The following is a 20371-nucleotide window of genomic DNA, read 5'->3' on the forward strand; positions in this document are numbered from 1 at the left end:
GGAGGAGTCGACATGCATGGAGGAAACTTGCGCGAGGCTCGGGAGAAATACGGTAGAGAAGACTTTATTGATTTATCAGCCAATATTAATCCTTTTGGGCCACCGAGCGGTGTTTGGCAGCATCTAATAGAATCTCTTCCTGAAATTACGCATTACCCTGATCCTGAATATAAGCGCCTGACTCAAAAATTAGGTCAGCGTTTTGATCTATCACCTGAGCAAATCTTAATGGGCAATGGGGCAGGAGAACTTCTTTTTAGCTTAACCTTGGCGTTGCACCCCAAAAGGGTACTCATACCCGTTCCGGGTTTTAGTGAATATGAACGTGCAGCTCAGGCTGTTAAAGCGGAAATTTTCCATTTAACATTAGGGGTGGACGGATGGGATAGTTTACCGCATGTCGATTCACCTGAAGGCCGACAAAAGTTTATCGATCTGTGGCAAAAGGCGTTAACCGGTTGTGAGCTGGTCTACCTTAATTCGCCTCATAATCCCACAGGAAGCGTATTAGCATTTGAACAATTGCAATTGATTCTTGAGATTGCCAAATCGTTAAACTGTTGGGTTTTGTTTGATGAATCTTTTTATGATTTTCTGAATGAGGAACGGCGCTGCAGTGCTAATATTTTTCTTAAGGAGAACCCAAAGCTCATCGTACTCTATTCCATGACTAAGTTTTTTTCCTTACCTGGGATTCGGTTGGGAGCACTTTTTGCTCAAGCTGAAGTCTTGGCTTGCGTACGAAAATTTAGAGATCCCTGGTCCGTAAATGTCTTAGCTGAAGAAGCAGGATTGGAAGTTTTAGACGATATGGATTATCCTGATGAAGTTCGTCAGGAGTTAGATGAGAGTAGGGACTTTTTCTATACTCAATTTAAAAATGCCCATTTTGAATCGTTAATCTTACATTCCACCCATGTCAATTTTGCGTTAATCGAAGTGAAGGAGCGGACTGCAATTGAAGTGGTGGAAGCACTCGGAAGGCTTGGAGTTCTGGTCAGGAATTGTGATAACTTTCAAGGAATGGAGGGTCAATATATTCGAGTGGCCATCAAAGATAAAGAGAGCATGAAGCATTTGCTGGAAAGGTTGCGGGTTATGGTTGGGTAGAAATCGAATGAATCTTCAAAATATGATGATGTTTGTCTAGATAAAGCGCATCTTAGAGGTTAAAATAGAATTAAAGAAGTCATGGGATGGAGAAAAGGAGTTGATTCCATGATCCATGAGAATATCAACCGAATTAAGGGTGGAATTCTTGGAGTGATCGTGGGGGATGCGCTTGGACTACCTGTTCAATTTCTCACACGAGAAGAAATTCTGAAAAAACCAGTAACCGGGATGCGCGGTTATGGGACTTTTAATTATCCTATGGGAACCTGGTCAGATGATGGTTCACTCACCTTATGCACTGTTGTGAGTTTATCCTTAGCTGGATACAATCTCAGAGATATGAGTGAGAGATTCTTGAAATGGTTTGATAGTGGCTATTTGACGCCTTACGAAGAAGCCTTTGATATAGGACGGACAACGGCTGAGGCAATGGTTCAGTTGAAACAAGGAGTTCAGCCCTTAGAGGCGGGACCGAAGGATGAACATAGTAATGGCAATGGATCTCTGATGCGGATTTTACCTGCCGCTCTTTATTCCTCTGAGTTGCCAGATGAGGAATTTATTCGGAAACTGACTGAGATCTCACGAGTGACGCATGGGCATCCGCGAAGTCAGCTTGGTTGTGCTCTTTATGGTCTGTTAGTTAAGGCCTTACTTGAGGGAGAAAGCCCTGTCAGGGCTTATAAAATCCTTAAAGAAAAGTCACTAACCGTCTTTAAAGGAACTCCATTAGAAAAAGAAATGAAGGCGTATCAGAGGATTCTTGATGGTTCTCTCATCGCTTTGCCTGAAGAAAAAATAGTTTCAAGCGGTTATGTCGTGGATACACTTGAAGCAAGCATTTGGTGTTTACTTCAGGCGGTTAGTCTTAAGGAGACACTACTCAAAGCAGTAAATCTCGGTGAGGACACAGATACGATTGGGGCAGTGACGGGAGGCTTGGCTGGACTCTATTATGGGTATACAGATATTCCAACTGAATGGTTGAACGAATTAATAAAGAAAGATCAAATTCTAGAGCAAATTGATCGTTTTGTTAAGGTGTGTTCAAAGAAGGAGCAAAGGTTTTGATAAACTATAACGGTCAAGATCTTTGCTTTTTTGCAATTCTAAAAATCTTTAGCGAAAAATTCTTAACAAAAACTTGTGAAAAGATTGACAATTAGAATTAAAATAAATAGAATGTAAATGTAATACTAAATACCAATTTAAAATAATTATCCGTGGAAAGAGGCGATGATATGAATTCGTTTTTCTCACTTTGATCCCTCTATCTAGAGGTGAGATTCTCAAAATATTACTATTTTATGCCTAATTTTAAGAAGGAGGCCATCGGATGAGTGCATTGATATTATCTAGATTGCAATTTGCAGTGACGACGTCGTATCACTTTCTTTTTGTACCACTCACACTCGGATTATCCGTTCTGGTTGCAATAATGGAAACGCTTTATGTCCGAACGGGGAATGAAGTCTATAAAAAGATGACGAAGTTCTGGGGGAAACTTTTCCTCATTAATTTTGCGGTCGGAGTAGTAACTGGTTTGGTACAGGAATTTCAGTTTGGAATGAACTGGTCTGAGTATTCTCGTTTTATGGGTGACATTTTTGGAGCACCTCTGGCAATTGAAGCTCTAGCAGCTTTCTTTTTGGAATCAACTTTTCTTGGCCTATGGGTTTTCGGTTGGGAAAAACTATCCAAGAAAGTTCACCTTTTAACGATTTGGCTCGTTGCTATTGCAAGTAACTTGTCTGCTTTATGGATTTTAATTGCAAACTCCTTTATGCAAGAACCCGTCGGTTACGTTTTGAGAAATGGCCGTGCCGAGATGGAAAGCTTTCTTGCTTTAATTACAAATCCACACGTCTTTTACCAATTTCCCCATACTGTTCTGAGTGGTTTTACTACAGCAGCCTTTTTTGTCCTTGGAGTCAGTGGTTATCATCTCCTTAAAAAGACTTCTCCAGAAGTTTTTCGTCGGTCTTTTAAAATTGCAATTATTTTTGGCGTAATTAGTGTTTTTGGCGTTACCGGAATAGGACATCTACAAGGCGTCCATTTGGTAGAGGCTCAGCCGATGAAAATGGCAGCGGTTGAAGCACACTGGGAAACAGAGCAACCAGCTGGTTTTAATGTAATTGCGTCAATTGATCAAGCAAATCAAAAAAATAATTTTGAACTTAAGATTCCTGGTGTATTAAGTTTCCTTTCGACTAACAGTTTCACGGCAGAAGTTAAAGGAATTAATGAGCTTCAATCATCTGATGAACAAAAATATGGCACTGGGAATTATATACCTCCTGTAGCCCCTCTCTTCTGGAGCTTCCGGATTATGGTGGCTATAGGAAGCTTAATGGTCCTTATTGTTCTACTTGGACTTTATTTCTTGAGAAATCAACAGTATGAACAGAAAAATTGGTATTTAAAAGCGCTACTCTGGTCAATTCCCTTACCTTATATCGCGAATACAACAGGTTGGTTTATTGCTGAGACGGGAAGGCAACCCTGGATTGTTTACGGATTACAAAAAACAGCAGCAGGTGTTTCAACAGTCGTTCCCGCAGGCCAGGTTCTGACGACACTGATCGGCTTTACTCTAATTTATGGCGTTGTAGCCGTAGCAGATGTTTATCTTCTTGTAAAATATATAAAAAAAGGCCCAGATGAAACGGCAGCAGAGTCGGCTGAGAATGTGGCGAAGGGGGCATCCTTATGGACTTAAACATTCTGTGGTTTATATTAATTACGGTGCTTTTTGCTGGATTCTTTTTTCTTGAAGGATTCGACTTTGGAGTGGGAATATTGCTTCCTTTCCTCGGCAAAAATGATACAGAACGTCGTGTTTTAATCAATACGATTGGCCCCGTATGGGATGGCAATGAAGTTTGGATGATCACAGCAGGTGGCGCCTTATTCGCCGCTTTTCCAAACTGGTATGCCACTTTGTTTAGTGGATTTTATCTTGCTCTTTTCTTGATTCTTGTTGCTTTGATTGTCCGCGGAGTCGCCTTTGAGTTTAGAAGTTCGGACAGAAGTCCTCAGTGGCGAAATCTTTGGGATTGGATGATCTTTATTGGCAGTGCTTTATCAGCCATCCTTTGGGGTGTAGCTTGTGCAGATTTGATTCGCGGAGTTCCGATTGATGCGAAGATGCAATTTGCCGGGAATTTCTTTGATCTCGTTTCACCCTATGCTATTTTAGGTGGAGTATCAACTTTCCTTATATTCACACTTCATGGAGCTCTTTACTTAAGTCTTAAAACTGAAGGAGAAATACTCCACAGAGTTCAAAGTGGAGCTAAGAAAATTGGAGTTGTAACTGTGCTGGTCGTTGTGGCTTTTGCAGTGATGACTGCCTTTGAAACCGATCTGTTTGCAAGCACAGGTGCCACGATTGCACTGCTTGTGTGCGCTTTAGCTCTAGTTTTGGCTAATGTTATGACTCGTAGCGGAAAAAGCGGTTGGGCATTTATTTCGAGTGCGTTGACCATCATATTCTTAACGGTTTCTATTTTCTGGGGACTTTTCCCTCGGGTCATGGTTTCAAGCTTAAAACCGGAATGGAGTTTAACTATTTATAATGCATCGTCAAGTCCCTATACGCTGAAAATCATGACGATTGTCGCCTTGAGCATGGTTCCGATTGTTCTCGCTTACCAAGCTTGGACTTACTGGGTATTTAGAAAAAGAGTGACCGAAAAAGAACTCCATTATTAAGAAATAAAAAAAGTTAATCAAGTTAGGGCAAGTATAACTAGGAATAACTTGCCCTTTTTTGGTACTAACAGAAAGTATACGTCTAGGGCAGATAAACTCTAAGTACAACTGTGTAGAATAAGCAGGGTAGACAGGGGATGAAGAGATGATCGATAAACGGCTTCTGCGCGAATCGCGTCGCGTTTCAGGTTTCCTCATTATAACTATCGTACTAGGAATTGGAGTTGCAGGGTTGGCGATTGCTCAGTCCCGTGTTTTTTCTCACGTTGTGGCTGAGGTTTTTCTTGAGGGGGCGACGTTATCTAGCGTTTGGGTCCCTCTTCTGTGGATCCTCGGAATTTTGCTGCTGCGAGGTGGCGTTCAGTGGTTGAGCGAAATGGCAGCACATGAAGCGGCGATTCGGGTTAAAGAGAATCTAAGAGGACAATTTTTGAGAACCTTGATCCAATTAGGTCCGCTCCATGCTCGGGGGGAACGGGCAGGAGAATTAGTGAATACTGCGATTGAGGGGATCGAATCTTTAGAGGATTATTTTGCACGTTATCTACCTCAACTGGCATTAGCTGGGTTGATTCCGTTGTTTATGCTTCTTTATATTTTCCCTAGAGATTTACAAACGGGGATTATTATGCTCCTAACAGGTCCCCTGATTCCGGTATTTATGATGTTGATCGGTAAACTTGCAGAGAAAAAGTCGTTGCAACAGTGGCGCGCCTTAAGTTGGATGAGTGCTCATTTCCTAGACATGCTGCAAGGATTAACAACGCTGAAAGTCTTTGGACGCAGTAAGGATCAGGCTCGAGTTATTGGGAGGGTGAGTGATTCTTTTCGTGAGACAACTCTTAGTGTTTTGCGGATTGCTTTTTTATCCGCTCTTGTTTTGGAATTCATGGCCACGATCAGTACGGCACTCGTAGCAGTGGCACTAGGTTTAAGATTGGTTTATGGACAGATTTTATTTGAAGAGGCTCTATTTCTTTTAGTTATTGCTCCAGAATTTTATCAGCCCTTACGAAATTTAGGTTTGCAGTTTCATGCAAGCATGTCAGGTATAAACGCGGCAAATCGTATCTTTGAGGTTCTGGATGAAGTTAAGAATTTAACTGAAAATGATGAAAATCTTAAAAACAAGGAATTGCAGGCAAAGATTCCTATAAACTTTGACTTGGCCTTTAGAAATATATCTCTTGTTTACGAAAGAGATGGAGCAGCGGCTCTCAATGGGGTTGATTTTGAAGTTCAGCCTGGTGAGCGCATTGCGCTGGTTGGGCCGAGCGGAGCCGGAAAAAGTTCACTCTTTTCTTTAATCATGTGTTTTATTAAACCAACAAAGGGAGAAATTTTAATCTCGGGAACTCCACTCAATCAATTCACGCTGATTCAATGGCGCTCCCAGATTACTTATTTATCCCAACAGCCGTATCTTTTCTCAGGTACGATCGAGGAGAATATTCGGCTGGCACGCCCTGAGGCTTTGGATTTTGAGGTAAGGGAGGCAGCGCAGAAGGCAGCCGCTCATGACTTTATTGTAAGCCTCCCTCAAGGGTATCAGACTCTGGTGGGTGAAGGGGGAGCCCGGTTGAGCGGTGGGCAGGCTCAACGGATCGCGATTGCTCGGGCATTCCTAAAAGATGCCTCTCTCTTACTTTTGGATGAGGCGACAGAAGGATTAGATGCTGAAAGTGAACACGTTATTCAGGACTCCTTATCCGAGTTGATGGAAGGGCGGACCGTGTTGATGATAGCTCATCGTTTAAATACAGTTTGTCAGGCAGATCGAATTCTGGTCCTTGATCAAGGGCAAATTGTGGAAACAGGGTCTCATCAAGAATTGTTACAGCAACAAGGACTCTATGCACGTTTTGTCAGGGAATACAGAGGTGAGACAGCATGAAAGGACTCATGTATTTGATTCGACAGATGGTTCCTTATCGAGGACGTATTCTGCTGGCACTTTTGTTAAGCGCGTTAACGATTTCTAGTCATATTGGCTTGATGGCAACTGCAGCGTATCTTTTGGCCAGAGCCGCTCTTCACCCTCCCGTCATGGATTTGATGGTGACCATCGTAGGTGTACGTTTTTTCGGAATTTCCCGAGCTGTTCTCCGCTATTTAGAGCGTTATGTTTCCCATGATGTGACTTTTCGTATCCTAAGCCGGATTAGAGTCAGCGTCTATGAAGCGATTGAGCCTCTAGCCCCAGCGCGACTGATCTATTTTAAAAGTGGCGATTTACTCAGCCGAATTGTCAGTGATGTGGAAATTCAAAAAGATCTGTATTTACGGGTACTCGCTCCCCCCTTGGTTGCGGTTCTCGTATTATTAGGGTTTGGATTATTCTTAGCCCCCTTTGATCAGAGGTTACCTTTTATCCTTGCCGCATTCTTTCTTCTTGGTGGGGCCGGGATTCCTTTGGGTATTAAAGCGCTTGGTCAAAGTTCAGGAGAGCGTAAGGTTAAAGAAAAAGCACGGCTTCAGGTTCAGGCGCTGGATCTTATCATAGGAATGACTGAATTGATCTCTTTTGGACAAGAAGAGGTATATCTTGAAAAAATTAAAACAACTCAGAAAGGATATAGTTCAGCGCAAAGAAGTTATGCTCGTTTATCAGGACTATCTGGAGCGACTTTGGGAGTGGTCTCTAATTTAGGGATGTGGATGGTTCTTGTTTTGGGAATTACCCTTGTCGGACAAGGAAAACTTGGAGGTATCTATCTTGGAATGCTAGCGTTAGGCGTTCTCAGCAGCTTTGAATCGATTGAGGCACTTCCCATGTCCTTACAAAAGCTTGAGGAAAATCGAGCAGCAGCGGATCGTTTGTGGGAGTTAAAGGAATCAAAGCCAGAAGTTGAGGAGACATCTAAGTCTTCGGTTGCTTCAGTTCGTTCGGAGGAGATTCCCTTTCCTTTACTAGCTTCACCCGCTTTGGAAATTTCTCATCTTAGTTTCCAGTATGAACAAAGTGAAACTTATGGTTTAAAGGATATTTCCTTTGAAGTACCTCTGAGGGGAAAAGTCGGAATCGTGGGTCCCAGTGGAGCAGGAAAGAGCAGTCTCGTTCATCTTTTCCTGAGATTTTGGGATTATCATGAGGGGAGTATTAAACTGGGAGGTAAAGAACTTCACTCCCTGAATTCGGAGGAAGTGCGTCAGTTTTTTGGGGTAGTGACTCAGAAAACACATCTTTTCAATGCTACAGTTAAGGAAAACCTATTGTTAGCTAAGCCTCAGTCAACGGATGAAGAATTATTTGAAGCCTGTCGGAGGGCAAAGATTCACGACTTCATTCTTTCCTTGCCGCAAGGGTATGAAAGCCAAATTGGAGAAGAAGGTCTTAAACTCTCAGGTGGGCAGCGTCAACGGCTGGCCATAGCTCGAGTTATTTTAAAAAACGCCCCAATTCTGATTTTAGATGAAGCCACAACAGGGCTTGATCCAGTAACAGAACGGGACGTCATACAAGAAATCTTTGACTTAATGAAGGACCGGACAGTCTTAGTCATTTCACATCATTTACCCATCATGCAAAATCTGGATAAAGTTCTGGTATTTAATGAAGGAAGAATTCTGGAACGGGGAAGCCATCAGGAACTTTTGAGCGCAGGAACGCTTTACACACAATTATGGGAAAGAGCCGATATATTTAGATCTTTTTACGGTTTTAGGAAATAACCGCACATATGATAGCATTTTAGGATATAAAAAGGGCGCTAACTTCTTTATATTGAAGTAAAGCGCCTTTTCCCATAATTCACCTAAAGCAGTTTCCTTAGATCTAGAAATTCTACAGGTTGTTCGGAAAGAATAGCATTGATTTTCCAATGATTTTCTGTTTTACGAAGATCGAGCTTCGTGCTATAGCGATTTTCTGTGGTTTGGCCATTGGTGGTGGTCTGAGCTTTGAAGGTAAGCTGAACATTTGCCTGGTTCGTGGATAGTTTGTCAACCTCGAGCATCTGTACAGATTCCACCTTGGATTTTGCATTTACAGCTTGTGCAGCAAGAAAGCCATCCTTTGTTATTTTTTCAAAGGTATCTCGATATTCTGGAGTTAACAGGGGAATTAGCTCTGTATTAACTTCAGTGTAGTTTTCTAAAGTATAGGTGTAATATTTTTGAGCAAATAGCAGGGCAAGATCCTCAATTTCTTTACGATCGATTGGGGTTAGGGGTTCGATTGCTACACTGGAAGTTTGAACAGCTTGAAGGCGATGAGAAGAAGTCAGTGCTGAGGTTGAAGGAGAGCATCCTGCTAAAAATAATAAACTGACAAGGACAGAAACAAGCCAAAGAGGATGTGCCATTGTTCCTCACTCCTAAAAAATTAGTAAAATCCTTAAAGAATTTCGGCACAAAAACAGAAAAACCTGCAAGTTCCAACAAAATATTTAGAAAATTTTACACTTATATAAACTTATCTAATTTATTCAAGTATTTTGATCTTTAATGCTCATTCGACTCGGGTGGGTCTTAACTCGAGCAGAAGGTGCATATGCATTAATGAAGACATTAAAGGGTAATGGAGTGGATAAATAGATGTGCGCAAATCTCTTTATTGCGCATACGCTGTGTCAGAAATACTTTATGAGCAGGCATGTACGAAAGGAGTAAACGTTATGAGCACCATGCCAATTACGGGTGATTTCGTTCGAGAATCATTAGAACTTCATCTTTTCTGGGCTCGGATTATGAAAGAACATGCTATTTTTGATGAAGATGGTTTCGAGTGCAAAGATGTTGCCTTAATTCAGGAGGCGGAGAATTACAAATGCCAATTTGAGGAAGTCCTATATGAGGCAATTTGTTTGGCTCAAGGCCGAGTTGATGCTGAAGTCCTACAATCTGGGGAACTCTTTACGGATAAAACCCTAATGGCTGAACAGAAAACGATGGAACTTAGTGGAATCGAAATCAATATGCAATTAACAGTAGAAGAAATGAACTTACAACCGGGTATGATGAGCGGAATGGTTAGTGTGGGTCCCGAAATTGTTGAGAGTATTTGTGCTCTCAACGCGAAAGCTCTTGCTTGTGCACAGGCCATGTCAGGATTCTTGCACCGTGTTTATGAAGATGTAACAAAGAGGTGTTGTCTCTTTACACACACGTTGCCCTCTATCTTTCATCATCAGCTGGATGAAACGAAGTTATATATCAAACAGATTTTGCGTTTACAGAGTGGGCAAATGGTTGATCCCACATTCTACTGTGTTGAGATGATGATGTTCTGGAATTCTCATATGAAAGAGCATGCGGAAGTGATTCGTCAGCTCCTTGATCCTTCTGAAAATCTTCTTATTGAGAAAGCAAATTCATATGCTAAGGAATTTGCAAAGCTTGAGAAAAAGTTTGAGGATGGGACACAGCCCAAAGCAAGCCTCAAGCAAATCACTCGCGAAAGCTATGAGGCAACTCTAAGCTTTAAAGACTTTAAAGCAGCAGCTACGGAGATGATCCTCGCTTGTCAAGTTAAATCGACGATATCAGCATTATTGGGTGATCATGTTTTACGCGAAGCGTATCATTACTTGAGAATTCTGGGAATGCCCTTGCCGGAGTTTAAGGGAGGAAGAGGGTAGTATTTCTAGTAAAAATTTGAGGGGTCATAAGGTATGAACTTCTATTTATAGAGCAGGCATGAAGCGGCCTGCTCTTATTTTTGAAATAAATGCAATATATAATTGACATTTAGTATGATATATATAATAATATGTAATGTAAGGTGGACATTTATGAAAAATAAACGAATGAAGATTGCCCGGATTGAATGCGATATGAAACAAGAAGATTTAGCAAAAGCAGTGGGGGTTACACGCCAAACGATTGGAATGATTGAATCGGGCAATTATAATCCTTCATTAAATCTGTGTATTTCAATATGTAGAGTGCTGGGAAAAACATTAGATGAATTGTTTTGGGAGGTAACGCCATGAGGGAAAAGAAGAAAACCATATAGAGTAGACCGAAAAGCTCTTTGATATGATGAATGACTTCGAAATTTCAATATATTGGGGGTAGTATAATTATGAATGATGAAAGAGTTGAACAGGCGAAAAATAAAATATGGAGTGAACTCGCAATAATAATTTTTTGTGGTGTAGCTCTATCATTTTTAGTTAAAACTTTAGTCTTTAATATGAATCTAACAGAATGTATTACGGAATATTTAATTTTGATATTTTCCCCACTATATCAGTTTATCAGAATGCATATGATGAAGATAAGTATTTACAGTACGCATGTGAATAGGCAATCGCTAAAGAACCTGATTATAGCAATTGTAATCGTTTTGGTTGCCTCAGCGGTGTCTATTTTTAAAAAGATGAAGGAATCAGCAGTCTATGACTGGCAGAGGCCAGCGGTTTTTTTGTTTATATTTTTGGTATCATTTATATCACTCTCTTTTATCACCAATAAATATAACCGGAATAGAGGTCATGAGTACGAAAAAGAGTTTGATGATGATATATAAAGTACACCCCAGTTTTCCCAATATCACAAAATAAAAGGAACAATATCCTAAAATCTAGGATGTTGTTCCTTTACCCTATTTTTCGATGCTAATCGCACCTACGGGGCAATTATTACAGGCTTCTTGTACCGATTCCGTATCAGTTTCTGGTACTGGATTCATAAAGACACTTGCCAATCCGTCATCATTCATTTGAAAAACACTGGGGCAAATGGATGAACAGAGTCCACAACCAATACATACCCCTTTATCCACTTTTGCTGTCATTACGAGAACCTCCTTTAAGCGTTTTGCTCTTTTACTAAATTCATTATAATTTATTTTTTAGAGTAATTCCTTGATTAAAATCACACTTTAAATATGATGTGGAAACTCTATTCCTTTATCAACATGCAAGAAGGAATCTTGCTTCACTTTGTCTAATTTAATGATGATATAGAGTCGTTATCAAAGTCTTAATTCTAAGTTTAGGAGTGAAGGGAATGGCAATATCACCGAACACCGTGATTGGTTTTGTTGGAACTGGAGTTATGGGCAGAAGCATGGCGAAAAACTTGATGAAAGCGGGATATCGTCTGAATGTCTATAACCGAACAAAATCGAGCGCTCAAGAACTGATTGAGCTTGGCGCAATTTGGAAAAATACAGTGGCTGAGCTTGCTGAAGCAAGTCAACTTGTGATTAGTATGGTAGGCTATCCTAAGGATGTTGAAGAAGTTTATTTTGGTGAAGGTGGGTTACTCGCTCATGCTAAAGAGGGAAGCTATTTAGTCGATATGACAACATCCAGTCCGGTGTTAGCTAAGGAACTCTCCATAGAAGGAAAGAAAAAAAGCATTCATGTTTTAGATGCACCCGTTTCAGGCGGAGATATCGGAGCAAGAGATGCCAAACTCGTGATTATGGTCGGTGGAGAAGCGGAAGATTTTAACGCAGTTAAACCTGTTTTTGAAGTGATAGGAAATAATATCATTCTGCAAGGAACTGCAGGCTCTGGTCAATATACGAAGATGTGTAACCAAATTACGATTGCTTCGAACATGATTGGTGTTGCAGAAGCAATGGCTTATGCTCAAAAATCGGGGCTCGATCCGATGCGCGTTTTAGAAAGTATCGGTGGAGGTGCAGCCGGCAGTTGGTCTCTATCTAATCTGGGTCCTAAGATGATAGCTGGGAATTATGCTCCAGGGTTCTACGTTAAACATATTATTAAAGACATTAAGATCGCCATAGATTCAGCCCAAGAAATGGGTCTAAAGACACCGGGACTTGACTTAGCCAAGTCACTTTATGAAAAACTTGCGGCTGAAGGAGAAGAAGATAGCGGGACGCAAGTTTTGATTAAGTTGTATCAGTAAATCGTAAATTGGGACATATAGTATAGGACGGTTCAACAAGAAAGGTTATTACACTTTACAGATGTAGAGTGTGATAACCTTTTTGTCTTTGGTTACATCTATAATCCAATACGGTGAAGTAAGAAAATGCCGAACTTTTTAGCCAAAGGCAGAGCTACTCTTTTAGCTAGAGGAAGTCCGACTTTTTTAGCTAGGGGAAGCGCAACGTTTTGGACTAAAGGGGGGCCTATGCGACGGACGAGCGGAGGACCAATACGGCGTGCGATGGGGGGACCAAATTCCTTCATCAACGCAGGGCCGACCTCACGAAAGAGGAGATAACTTTGCTCTTTTAAGGAGCTCGAGCCTTCCGTCAGAGGAAGTGCTTTTTTTGTGGGAAGTAGTGATGATTGAGGATTTAATAAGGACTCATCTTTTGAAGAAGATCCAGACAAAGCGCTTTGAGATGTGGATAAGGTCGGATTCGAGGGTGTTGGTTGTAGTGATTGAGAAGTTGGAAGGTTAGTCTTAGTTGAGGGAAGTTGCTGAGTTATAGGGGAAATAGATGAAGGGACTAAAGGGGGCTTTGAGTAGGGTGAGGAATTGAGCGGTCGAGAGTAATTCCGCGGTTGGGTGAAAGAATTTGTATTTGAACGGTAAGGTGCCGGAAAGGGTCGCATTGGAATTCCCTCCTTTTTTAGGAAGACCTTTAATGCACAATATTCAAATGTCATGGAATATGTTACCAACTCGAATAACCCGAGTAGCCCTAGTTATCCCAGCAATACCAGTAATATACTAATGAAAGCATGTCTTGGATGCTATATGATTAACATGTTGATTGCATTTTAGCAATCCGCTAATACATATCAAGGGGAGAAATACTTAGATGTACAAATTAAAAACCAGAATGTTCACTGGTGTTCTTGCAGCGTCCTTAACCTTAGGAACAGTTTTTCCATACGCTGTTCTCGCTTCCGACCCGACAGTCCCTGCACTTGGAACTTCGGTTGAACGCTTATTTGGAGCGACTCGGTATGAAACTGCAGCCCAAGTTGCTTTACAAGGATGGAAAAGTGGGGATACCGATACAGCTATTTTAGCCCCGGGCATGGAGGAAAACTTAGTGGATGCTTTAACAGCAGCACCCTTAGCAAAATCCCTTAATGCGCCTATTCTCCTTACGGAAGGAAATCTAATTCCTGAGGCAACTGTGAAAACTTTAGAAGATTTAAAAATTAAAAAGGTTTATACAGTCAGTGGTGTGATTGGTGAAGGTGTTAAAAATCAACTTGCTAAAATCAATGACGGAATCGAAGTTGTAGCTGAACTGGGTGGAGTAGATCGTTTTGCTACAGCAACGAATATTGCGAAGCAACTTAAGAACGTTTCAGGTATCATGATGACGACTGCTTACACTTATGCTGATGCACTTTCAGTGGCCTCCATTGCAGCCACAAAAAATATGCCGATTCTTCTGGCTGATGGGGATACCATTTCTACAGTTGAAGCCAATTATTTAGAAGATGTAAAGGATCAAATCACGGAGAGTTATGTTCTTGGGGGTAAAACCGTAGTGGGTTCAAGTATTCTTGAAAACCTTCCGGGTACCGTAAAGGAGCGAATTGCAGGAAGTGATCGTTTCGAGACAAACCGCGATGTCCTTGAGAAGTTTAGTGATTTGCAATATAACAAAGTGTATATTGCTAATGGACAAGATGAGCACTTAGTGGATGCTTTAGTGGCTGCGCCTCTAGCCGCTAAATCTAATTCTCCAATCGTTCTTGCAGATTCCACGCTGAATGCAGCTACGGAAGCTTTTCTGCAACCCAAAATGACCGGGGGTAACCTGATCGCTCTAGGCGGACAAACCGTTGTTAAGGATGAAGTTTTGAGCTACAATTATGTCTTACCACAGGATTTTGGGGTTATGACAACCTCTGGGGTTAACGGCTATAGCGTAGGCTTTGGTTTTAATGGGTTTAAAACAAGCGATGTTAAAAATATCGAAGTAAGCCTCTATAAGGGCGATACCCTTTTGGCTACGAATACAAGCACCAATCAACTTTTTGCAAATCTCCCTGAAGAAACTCAACTTTCCACGCCTTTTAACATAGATGGTAACTTTACAAATGATGGTTATTGGAATTATGGGACCTGGAATGGTACAATCCTTGATGTTCCTACCAAAGCAGTGATTAAGGTCACAACTGAGGACAATGATGTTTATACTGTAACCAATGCCAACTTAAGTGGTGATCCTTCAACTCTGAATGCTGAGGCGCTTAACCATGTTAAACCCGAAGACTTCGGAGTGATGCAATTATCAGGAGTGAATGGCTATAATGTTGGATTTTCCTTAGTTGATGGTAAAAAAGCTTACGATGTCAAGACCATTAAAGTCAGCCTTTACAAAACGACCGATGGCGAAGATACGCTTTTAGCAACCAATACTTCAACTGAAAAACTCTTACGTCTAAATACAAATCAACTTTCTAGCCCTTTTAACATCAATGGAACCTTTGATAGCGAAAGTGATGGGTACTGGAATTATAGTGGGTTTGCTGGGAGCATCGGGGATGTTCCGAGTAAGGCGGTCATTAAAGTTACGTATAATGATGGTAAGACGTATACAGTTCAAAATGCGGAATTATCCGGTGATCCTGAGCTCCTTGCTGCACCGAGTATTGTCACTGACTTAAGCGATAAAGCAACAACCGGTGTAACCCAAGATTTCAGCGTAACGACTTCACCTAATAGCTATGCTGCTAACCTCGAAGCAGATAAAAAACCCGTTATTGTTAAAGTCACTTTAACAGAGGGTTCTAAGGACAATGTTGCCCTTCAGTATTACGATACTACGGGAAAAGCCTTTATCGACTGGGCACTTAACGAAGACCAAGCTGCGTTTTACGGTCCGGAAGCAGGGTTCCCTTTTGCTGCAGCAACCAGTGACTTCAAAGTGACTTTCAACAAAGCAGGCAATTATAGCTACAAATTGGAAGTCTTGACGGTAAAAACTGATGCAGAAGATAGCCAAGTCTTAGCTTCTTATGAAGGACAAGTTGTCGTTACCGATCCTGCTGTAGAGTAAAATCTAAAATTATCAAGTGAAAAAAACGGGTGCATTTTCGTTTAAGCAATTTGACGAGGTGCACCCGTTTCTTTTGGATAGCAAGGAGGTTGTCTTCAAATCGAAGACACCTCTTTCGCGTTTTAGCTTGTTTAGTTTAATTTAATTAGTTCTAGTTCGTTTTAACTTGATAGGATTAGAAGTAGTTTGTTATACTGGTGTAAGGTTAGGCTGAATTAGGGGTTGATTCTGAATATTTGAGGAGAGGATGATTCATATTTTATTAAAAAGAGTACATTTAATATCCTTACTTACGGTATTGCTTTGTTTCATAGGAGCTTCAACTGTCATAGCTGGAGATGGAAATGGAACAGGAACTGGAAGTGGGGGTGGAAACCAAAACCCTTTAACTTTGGAGTCTTCAGAGCCAGCCGACGGTCAAAAAGATGTAAATTTGCCTGCTGAAATTAAATTAACATTTAGTAAAAATGTTGTTAACATGACGGTAAAGGATAAGAATGAAAAAGCCTTTACACTTAGCTCCTCTGAGGGGAGTAAGATACCTATTGAGGTTATCATGGCAGATGACCAGATAGAACCCGAGAAGAACCAAGAAGTAATCTTAAAACCTTTGCAGGATTTAAAGCCCGGAACAGCTTACAAAGTGACGATAGCGCCTGAGCTGAAATCCAAGAGCGGAGTTTCTCTAGAAAAAGAAACGATTATCAATTTCGTGACGATGGGTACAAATCCATCCCCTGGAGAGAAGACAAATCAGGGTAATTCTTCTCAAGGAATTCTTATTGGAATTGTTGTGATTCTAGGCCTAGCCATCGGTTTTACTTTATATAAAAGAAAACATTAAGAGGAGTTACGGGCATGAAGAGAAAGATCATCACCACTGTATTACTCATCGTTTGTCCTTTAGGCTTTGTATTTCTTTCTCTTTTTATAGGCAGGTACCCCATATCGTTTGTCTCCGTGATTAACCTTTTATGGTCGAAGCTCATCTCTGCGCCAAGTCATTTACCGGATATTTATAATACCGTTGTTTGGGAGATTCGCATGCCAAGGGCTATCTTAGGAGCATTAGTCGGCGGGGCTTTAGCTATGAGCGGGACAGCTTTTCAGGGACTGTTTCGCAATCCTCTCGTGAGTTCAGGAATTTTAGGGGTGAGTTCAGGCGCCGGATTTGGAGCGGCTTTGGCGATTTTACTCTTCAATACACGTGGTACGATTTACTTTTTTGCGCTTAGCTTTGCTTTGTTGGCTGTACTTCTAAGCTATTTAATCGGAAGAGCTTACAAAACAGCGCCGACCATTATGTTGGTACTCGGTGGCACCATTGTTTCCTCAGCTTTTTCAGCTTTAATCTCATTCATAAAATATGTTGCCGATCCTTATGATAAGCTCCCAGCTATTGTGTTTTGGTTGATGGGAAGCTTAGCCTCTGCCAATCTTCAGGACGTTTGGATTTCGGGAATTCCCATGTTGATTGGGATGGCTGGCTTATGGGCCCTCCGGTGGCGTATTAATGTCCTTTCAATGGGAGATCGGGAAGCCCGTTCACTTGGAATTAATATAACTCTGAATAAAGGATTGGTCGTTATATTTGCTACACTTGCGACTGCGGGAGCCGTTTCAGTGAGTGGGACAATCGGTTGGGTGGGTCTAATTATCCCTCATATTGGACGGATGCTAGTGGGTAACGATAACTCGGTATTAATGCCCGCAAGTTTCTCGCTCGGGGCGAGTTTTTTAATTTTGATTGACTTAACGGGGAGAATGCTAACGGGTTCAGAAATCCCGCTGAGTATTTTAACCGCCTTAATAGGTGCTCCTTTCTTTGTTTACTTATTAAAAATGACCAAAGGAAAGGGGTGGTGAGGGAAATGTCCTTGATTGAGGTAAGAAATATCTCTTTTGGGTATGATCATCAGGCTCTTTTTCAAAACGTAGGCTTTCAGGTTGATTCAGGAGAGATTCTCTGTCTTATCGGGCCCAATGGTTGTGGGAAGACGACACTACTCGATTGCCTTCTGGGAACGATAAAACCCCGAACCGGTCAGATTTTTTTTAGAGGAGAAGAGATCAATACATTTCGCCCTAGTGATATTGCTAAGCATATCGCCTATGTTCCTCAAGATCATGAGAAAAGCTTCCCCTATTCGGTACTGGACATTGTACTTATGGGAAGGACTCCTTATACCGGGATGTTCTCTTCTCCATCCTTAGAAGATAGGCGTATTGCTGAAGAGGCTCTCGATTTGTTAGGCCTAAAAAGATTTAAAGATAGGCCCTATACTCAATTAAGTGGCGGTGAGGGGCAACTTGTGATGCTTGCTCGAGCCCTAGCACAGAAGACTCCGGTTATTATCATGGATGAGCCAACAGCACACTTGGATTTTAAGCATGAACTGCTGATCATGGAAACCCTTGTTCGCTTAGTCCGGGAGACCGGATTGTCGATCATTATGGCGACCCACTTTCCTAACCATGCTTTCTATTTCGAAAACAATAATATAGCCACCTCTGTGGCTTTGATGAATGAAAAAACGTTAACGGCTGTAGGCCCACCTCGAGATATTCTATCTGAAGAAAATATTAAAGCAGTTTATAATATCAATGCCAAAATTGTTTCTTGTGCGATTGGGGATAACGATCTTAAACAAATCATTCCACTCAATACATTGAGCTAGACGTGCTTACGTCTGGGAAAGGTAGTTTCGTTGTGGATAAAGAGAAAAAACGCGCGCTGGTTATCAGTCTTCTTATCCTGGCTGTCGTTAGTCTTTTTCTCGGATTATGGAGAATGAAGACAATAGATGGAAAATCAGAACAAGCCAAGGTAACTCAGGAGACTATTACTGTTACTGATTCCATAGGTAGGCAGGTTGTCATACCCGCTAAGGTGGAGAGAATTGCCTGTTTGTATGCCTTTTCAGGACATGTGCTAACGATGTTGGGAAAAAGTTCAGAAATCGTGGCTGTTGTTGATGGGTTAAAGCGAGATGTATTACTCACTGATCTAGCTCCAGATATAAAGAACGCCCGAGTCCCTGTTTCCTCAGGTGCGATTAATATTGAAGAACTATTGAATACTCGGCCAGATATTGTTTTTATTAGTAGCGATACTGCTCAGAATGAAGGGGAAATCGAGAAACTGCGCAAAAGTAAAATCCCCTATCTTGTGGTCGATTATCGAAATATTTCTGAGCAACAATTCGCAATTCGTATGATTGGTCAGGCTGTGGGGGCAGAGGATAGAGCGCTAAGCTACAATGAGTATTATCAATCCTGTGTCGAGCGTGTTCAAGAGAAGGTCAAAGATATCCCTCAGAAAGATCGAGTAAAAGTGTATCACTCAATTAATGAAGCGACGAGAACTGATGTCGTGGATACTTTACCCGCAGATTGGCTAAATATCGTTGGGGCGAACAATGTTTCAGTAGGTGAAAGCCTCAGAGTTGTCGAAGGCAATAAATATATTGCGAGTCTTGAACAAATTTTGTTATGGAATCCTCAGGTTATTCTTGTTAATGAGGCAGGTGTCGATGACTATATCAGGGAAAATCCGCAATGGTCCAATATCAATGCGGTGAGCAACGGAAAGGTTTATCAAATGCCCAATGGTGTTTCACGGTGGGGCCATCCGGGGTCACTAGAAACGCCTTTAGCAATTTTATGGACGGCAAAGACACTCTATCCAGAGAGATTCTCTGACTTGAACCTGGAAAAAGAAGTGCGTGAATTTTATAAGGAATTCTTTAATTATCCACTGACAGATGAAACCGTTACCCAAGTATTGAATGGAAAAGGGATGAGGATACCTAAGTAAAATATTAATTAAGTTTAGGGGATAATTGTTAAAATTCGAATAGAAAAAGGGGTCGGTAAGATGAAAATCCTGGTATGCATTGACGATACAGACAATCTTGAGAGTCGGGGAACAGGTGAGTTAGCCACAATATTGGGACAGGAAATTGAAGAACAAGGTTGGGGCAAGACCTTTGGAGTGACACGCCACCAGTTATTCGTTCATGAAGATATTCCTTACACCTCCCATAATAGTTCAATGTGTTTCGTGGCTGAAATGAAGGAGGAATATCTGAATCGCTTCATCGATTTTGCGACTGATTTTTTAGTTCGTGAAAGTGCTGAAGGGTCTGATCCTGGGCTTTGTGTCCTTATTCCTGAGCGACTCACTCAAGGAGACGAGCTCATTGCCTTTGGACAAAAAGCGAAGAGAGCTATTTTAACGAAACAGGATGCTTATGAACTTGCTCAACATTTAGGGATACATCTTTCGGAACATGGTGGTACAGGGCAGGGAGTCATTGGTGCACTTGCTGGAGCAGCCCTTCGCCTTAGTGGCAATGATGGGCGTTTTAAAGGGAAACTTAAAATTAAAAGTGACACCGATGTTATTGCTGTTAGGGATATTCTAGAGCAGACAATTGTCGATATGGTGAAAAGCTTAGAGGGAACGATTTTAGAAGCGGATGATTTAGTCAAGTTAGGAGACACCCTTAAAGCAATATTGCTTGAAGGAAAATGTGTCCTGCCAGTTACGCTTATAGAGGCGCCAGCAAGGGAAGGGGTGAGGTGGCAAACCTGCACAAAACAGCAGGTTAAAAAATTCTAAGGAGGAGATAAGAA

General features: G+C 41.4%; 19 protein-coding genes. 16 read left to right on the forward strand and 3 right to left on the reverse strand.

Annotated elements, in window-relative coordinates; all coding sequences use genetic code 11:
• The first annotated feature begins 12 nt into the window (after positions 1 to 12).
• From DESME_RS03750 to cydC, 6 genes are all read left to right on the forward strand, one after another.
• Complete coding sequence (locus tag DESME_RS03750; RefSeq protein ID WP_006715195.1) at positions 13 to 1110, forward strand: pyridoxal phosphate-dependent aminotransferase; 1098 nt, start codon at positions 13 to 15, stop codon at positions 1108 to 1110.
• A 108-nt stretch (positions 1111 to 1218) separates the two neighbouring features.
• On the forward strand, positions 1219 to 2184 hold the full coding sequence (locus tag DESME_RS03755; protein ID WP_006715194.1) for an ADP-ribosylglycohydrolase family protein: 966 nt from the start codon (positions 1219 to 1221) through the stop codon (positions 2182 to 2184).
• A gap of 265 nt (positions 2185 to 2449) precedes the next feature.
• Positions 2450 to 3835, forward strand: a complete 1386-nt coding sequence (locus DESME_RS03760; protein ID WP_006715193.1) for a cytochrome ubiquinol oxidase subunit I — start codon at positions 2450 to 2452, stop codon at positions 3833 to 3835.
• On the forward strand, positions 3826 to 4830 hold the full coding sequence (cydB, locus tag DESME_RS03765; RefSeq protein WP_006715192.1) for a cytochrome d ubiquinol oxidase subunit II: 1005 nt from the start codon (positions 3826 to 3828) through the stop codon (positions 4828 to 4830). Before DESME_RS03760 ends, cydB begins: the two co-directional genes overlap by 10 nt.
• 145 nt (positions 4831 to 4975) lie before the next feature.
• On the forward strand, positions 4976 to 6724 hold the full coding sequence (gene cydD / locus DESME_RS03770; RefSeq protein ID WP_006715191.1) for a thiol reductant ABC exporter subunit CydD: 1749 nt from the start codon (positions 4976 to 4978) through the stop codon (positions 6722 to 6724).
• Positions 6721 to 8502 (forward strand): thiol reductant ABC exporter subunit CydC, encoded by a 1782-nt coding sequence (gene cydC, locus DESME_RS03775; RefSeq protein ID WP_006715190.1) that lies wholly within the window; start codon positions 6721 to 6723, stop codon positions 8500 to 8502. The genes cydD and cydC overlap by 4 nt, the downstream gene beginning before the upstream one ends.
• Positions 8503 to 8585: 83 nt before the next feature.
• Here the strand turns inward: cydC and DESME_RS03780 are convergent, their stop codons facing one another.
• On the reverse strand, positions 8586 to 9134 hold the full coding sequence (locus DESME_RS03780; protein WP_006715189.1) for a hypothetical protein: 549 nt from the start codon (positions 9132 to 9134) through the stop codon (positions 8586 to 8588).
• A 312-nt stretch (positions 9135 to 9446) separates the two neighbouring features.
• On the opposite strand from DESME_RS03780, the gene DESME_RS03785 reads away from it, so the two are divergent.
• The 3 genes from DESME_RS03785 (at position 9447) to DESME_RS03795 (ending at position 11302) form a co-directional block, all read left to right on the forward strand.
• The gene (locus DESME_RS03785; protein ID WP_006715188.1) at positions 9447 to 10409 is read left to right on the forward strand and encodes a DUF2935 domain-containing protein; all 963 of its coding nucleotides are present in this window, start codon (positions 9447 to 9449) and stop codon (positions 10407 to 10409) included.
• A gap of 153 nt (positions 10410 to 10562) precedes the next feature.
• Entirely contained in the window at positions 10563 to 10763 is a 201-nt protein-coding gene (locus DESME_RS03790) for a helix-turn-helix transcriptional regulator (RefSeq protein ID WP_006715187.1), read from the forward strand.
• Between the two features lie 92 nt (positions 10764 to 10855).
• Positions 10856 to 11302, forward strand: a complete 447-nt coding sequence (locus DESME_RS03795; protein WP_006715186.1) for a DUF6773 family protein — start codon at positions 10856 to 10858, stop codon at positions 11300 to 11302.
• 75 nt (positions 11303 to 11377) lie between these two features.
• Here the strand turns inward: DESME_RS03795 and DESME_RS03800 are convergent, their stop codons facing one another.
• The gene (locus DESME_RS03800; protein WP_006715185.1) at positions 11378 to 11569 is read right to left on the reverse strand and encodes a ferredoxin; all 192 of its coding nucleotides are present in this window, start codon (positions 11567 to 11569) and stop codon (positions 11378 to 11380) included.
• 215 nt (positions 11570 to 11784) lie between these two features.
• Here DESME_RS03800 and DESME_RS03805 point away from each other — a divergent pair, with 215 nt between their 5' ends.
• Positions 11785 to 12660 (forward strand): NAD(P)-dependent oxidoreductase, encoded by an 876-nt coding sequence (locus tag DESME_RS03805; protein ID WP_006715184.1) that lies wholly within the window; start codon positions 11785 to 11787, stop codon positions 12658 to 12660.
• Between the two features lie 98 nt (positions 12661 to 12758).
• On the opposite strand, the gene DESME_RS03810 is transcribed toward DESME_RS03805, so the two are convergent.
• Positions 12759 to 13319 carry a hypothetical protein gene (locus tag DESME_RS03810; RefSeq protein WP_006715183.1) on the reverse strand — a complete coding sequence of 187 codons (561 nt, stop codon included), beginning with the start codon at positions 13317 to 13319 and terminating at the stop codon, positions 12759 to 12761.
• Positions 13320 to 13528: 209 nt separating this feature from the next.
• Here DESME_RS03810 and DESME_RS03815 point away from each other — a divergent pair, with 209 nt between their 5' ends.
• The 6 genes from DESME_RS03815 (at position 13529) to DESME_RS03840 (ending at position 20357) form a co-directional block, all read left to right on the forward strand.
• Entirely contained in the window at positions 13529 to 15733 is a 2205-nt protein-coding gene (locus tag DESME_RS03815) for a cell wall-binding repeat-containing protein (protein ID WP_006715182.1), read from the forward strand.
• A 247-nt stretch (positions 15734 to 15980) separates the two neighbouring features.
• Entirely contained in the window at positions 15981 to 16577 is a 597-nt protein-coding gene (locus DESME_RS03820) for an Ig-like domain-containing domain (protein WP_006715181.1), read from the forward strand.
• A 14-nt stretch (positions 16578 to 16591) separates the two neighbouring features.
• Positions 16592 to 17599, forward strand: coding sequence for a FecCD family ABC transporter permease (locus tag DESME_RS03825; RefSeq protein ID WP_006715180.1), 1008 nt, complete (start codon positions 16592 to 16594; stop codon positions 17597 to 17599).
• Positions 17600 to 17604: 5 nt separating this feature from the next.
• A complete protein-coding gene (locus DESME_RS03830) occupies positions 17605 to 18411 on the forward strand; it encodes an ABC transporter ATP-binding protein (protein WP_006715179.1) in 807 nt (268 codons plus the stop codon).
• Between the two features lie 32 nt (positions 18412 to 18443).
• Positions 18444 to 19550, forward strand: coding sequence for an ABC transporter substrate-binding protein (locus tag DESME_RS03835; protein ID WP_025248644.1), 1107 nt, complete (start codon positions 18444 to 18446; stop codon positions 19548 to 19550).
• Positions 19551 to 19610: 60 nt separating this feature from the next.
• Positions 19611 to 20357 carry a hypothetical protein gene (locus tag DESME_RS03840; protein ID WP_006715177.1) on the forward strand — a complete coding sequence of 249 codons (747 nt, stop codon included), beginning with the start codon at positions 19611 to 19613 and terminating at the stop codon, positions 20355 to 20357.
• Positions 20358 to 20371 lie beyond the last annotated feature (14 nt).

It is taken from the genome of Desulfitobacterium metallireducens DSM 15288, assembly GCF_000231405.2.
GTDB lineage: Bacteria > Bacillota > Desulfitobacteriia > Desulfitobacteriales > Desulfitobacteriaceae > Desulfitobacterium_A > Desulfitobacterium_A metallireducens.

Coding starts and splice junctions, on each gene's coding strand:
- DESME_RS03840 (WP_006715177.1), top strand. CDS start 19,611: ATGAAAATCCTGGTATGCATTGACGATACAGACAATCTTGAGAGTCGG.
- DESME_RS03780 (WP_006715189.1), bottom strand. CDS start 9,134: ATGGCACATCCTCTTTGGCTTGTTTCTGTCCTTGTCAGTTTATTATTT.
- DESME_RS03755 (WP_006715194.1), top strand. CDS start 1,219: ATGATCCATGAGAATATCAACCGAATTAAGGGTGGAATTCTTGGAGTG.
- cydB (WP_006715192.1), top strand. CDS start 3,826: ATGGACTTAAACATTCTGTGGTTTATATTAATTACGGTGCTTTTTGCT.
- cydD (WP_006715191.1), top strand. CDS start 4,976: ATGATCGATAAACGGCTTCTGCGCGAATCGCGTCGCGTTTCAGGTTTC.
- DESME_RS03830 (WP_006715179.1), top strand. CDS start 17,605: ATGTCCTTGATTGAGGTAAGAAATATCTCTTTTGGGTATGATCATCAG.
- DESME_RS03810 (WP_006715183.1), bottom strand. CDS start 13,319: ATGCGACCCTTTCCGGCACCTTACCGTTCAAATACAAATTCTTTCACC.
- DESME_RS03795 (WP_006715186.1), top strand. CDS start 10,856: ATGAATGATGAAAGAGTTGAACAGGCGAAAAATAAAATATGGAGTGAA.
- DESME_RS03790 (WP_006715187.1), top strand. CDS start 10,563: ATGAAAAATAAACGAATGAAGATTGCCCGGATTGAATGCGATATGAAA.
- DESME_RS03815 (WP_006715182.1), top strand. CDS start 13,529: ATGTACAAATTAAAAACCAGAATGTTCACTGGTGTTCTTGCAGCGTCC.
- DESME_RS03750 (WP_006715195.1), top strand. CDS start 13: ATGCATGGAGGAAACTTGCGCGAGGCTCGGGAGAAATACGGTAGAGAA.
- cydC (WP_006715190.1), top strand. CDS start 6,721: ATGAAAGGACTCATGTATTTGATTCGACAGATGGTTCCTTATCGAGGA.
- DESME_RS03805 (WP_006715184.1), top strand. CDS start 11,785: ATGGCAATATCACCGAACACCGTGATTGGTTTTGTTGGAACTGGAGTT.
- DESME_RS03825 (WP_006715180.1), top strand. CDS start 16,592: ATGAAGAGAAAGATCATCACCACTGTATTACTCATCGTTTGTCCTTTA.
- DESME_RS03820 (WP_006715181.1), top strand. CDS start 15,981: ATGATTCATATTTTATTAAAAAGAGTACATTTAATATCCTTACTTACG.
- DESME_RS03760 (WP_006715193.1), top strand. CDS start 2,450: ATGAGTGCATTGATATTATCTAGATTGCAATTTGCAGTGACGACGTCG.
- DESME_RS03785 (WP_006715188.1), top strand. CDS start 9,447: ATGAGCACCATGCCAATTACGGGTGATTTCGTTCGAGAATCATTAGAA.
- DESME_RS03800 (WP_006715185.1), bottom strand. CDS start 11,569: ATGACAGCAAAAGTGGATAAAGGGGTATGTATTGGTTGTGGACTCTGT.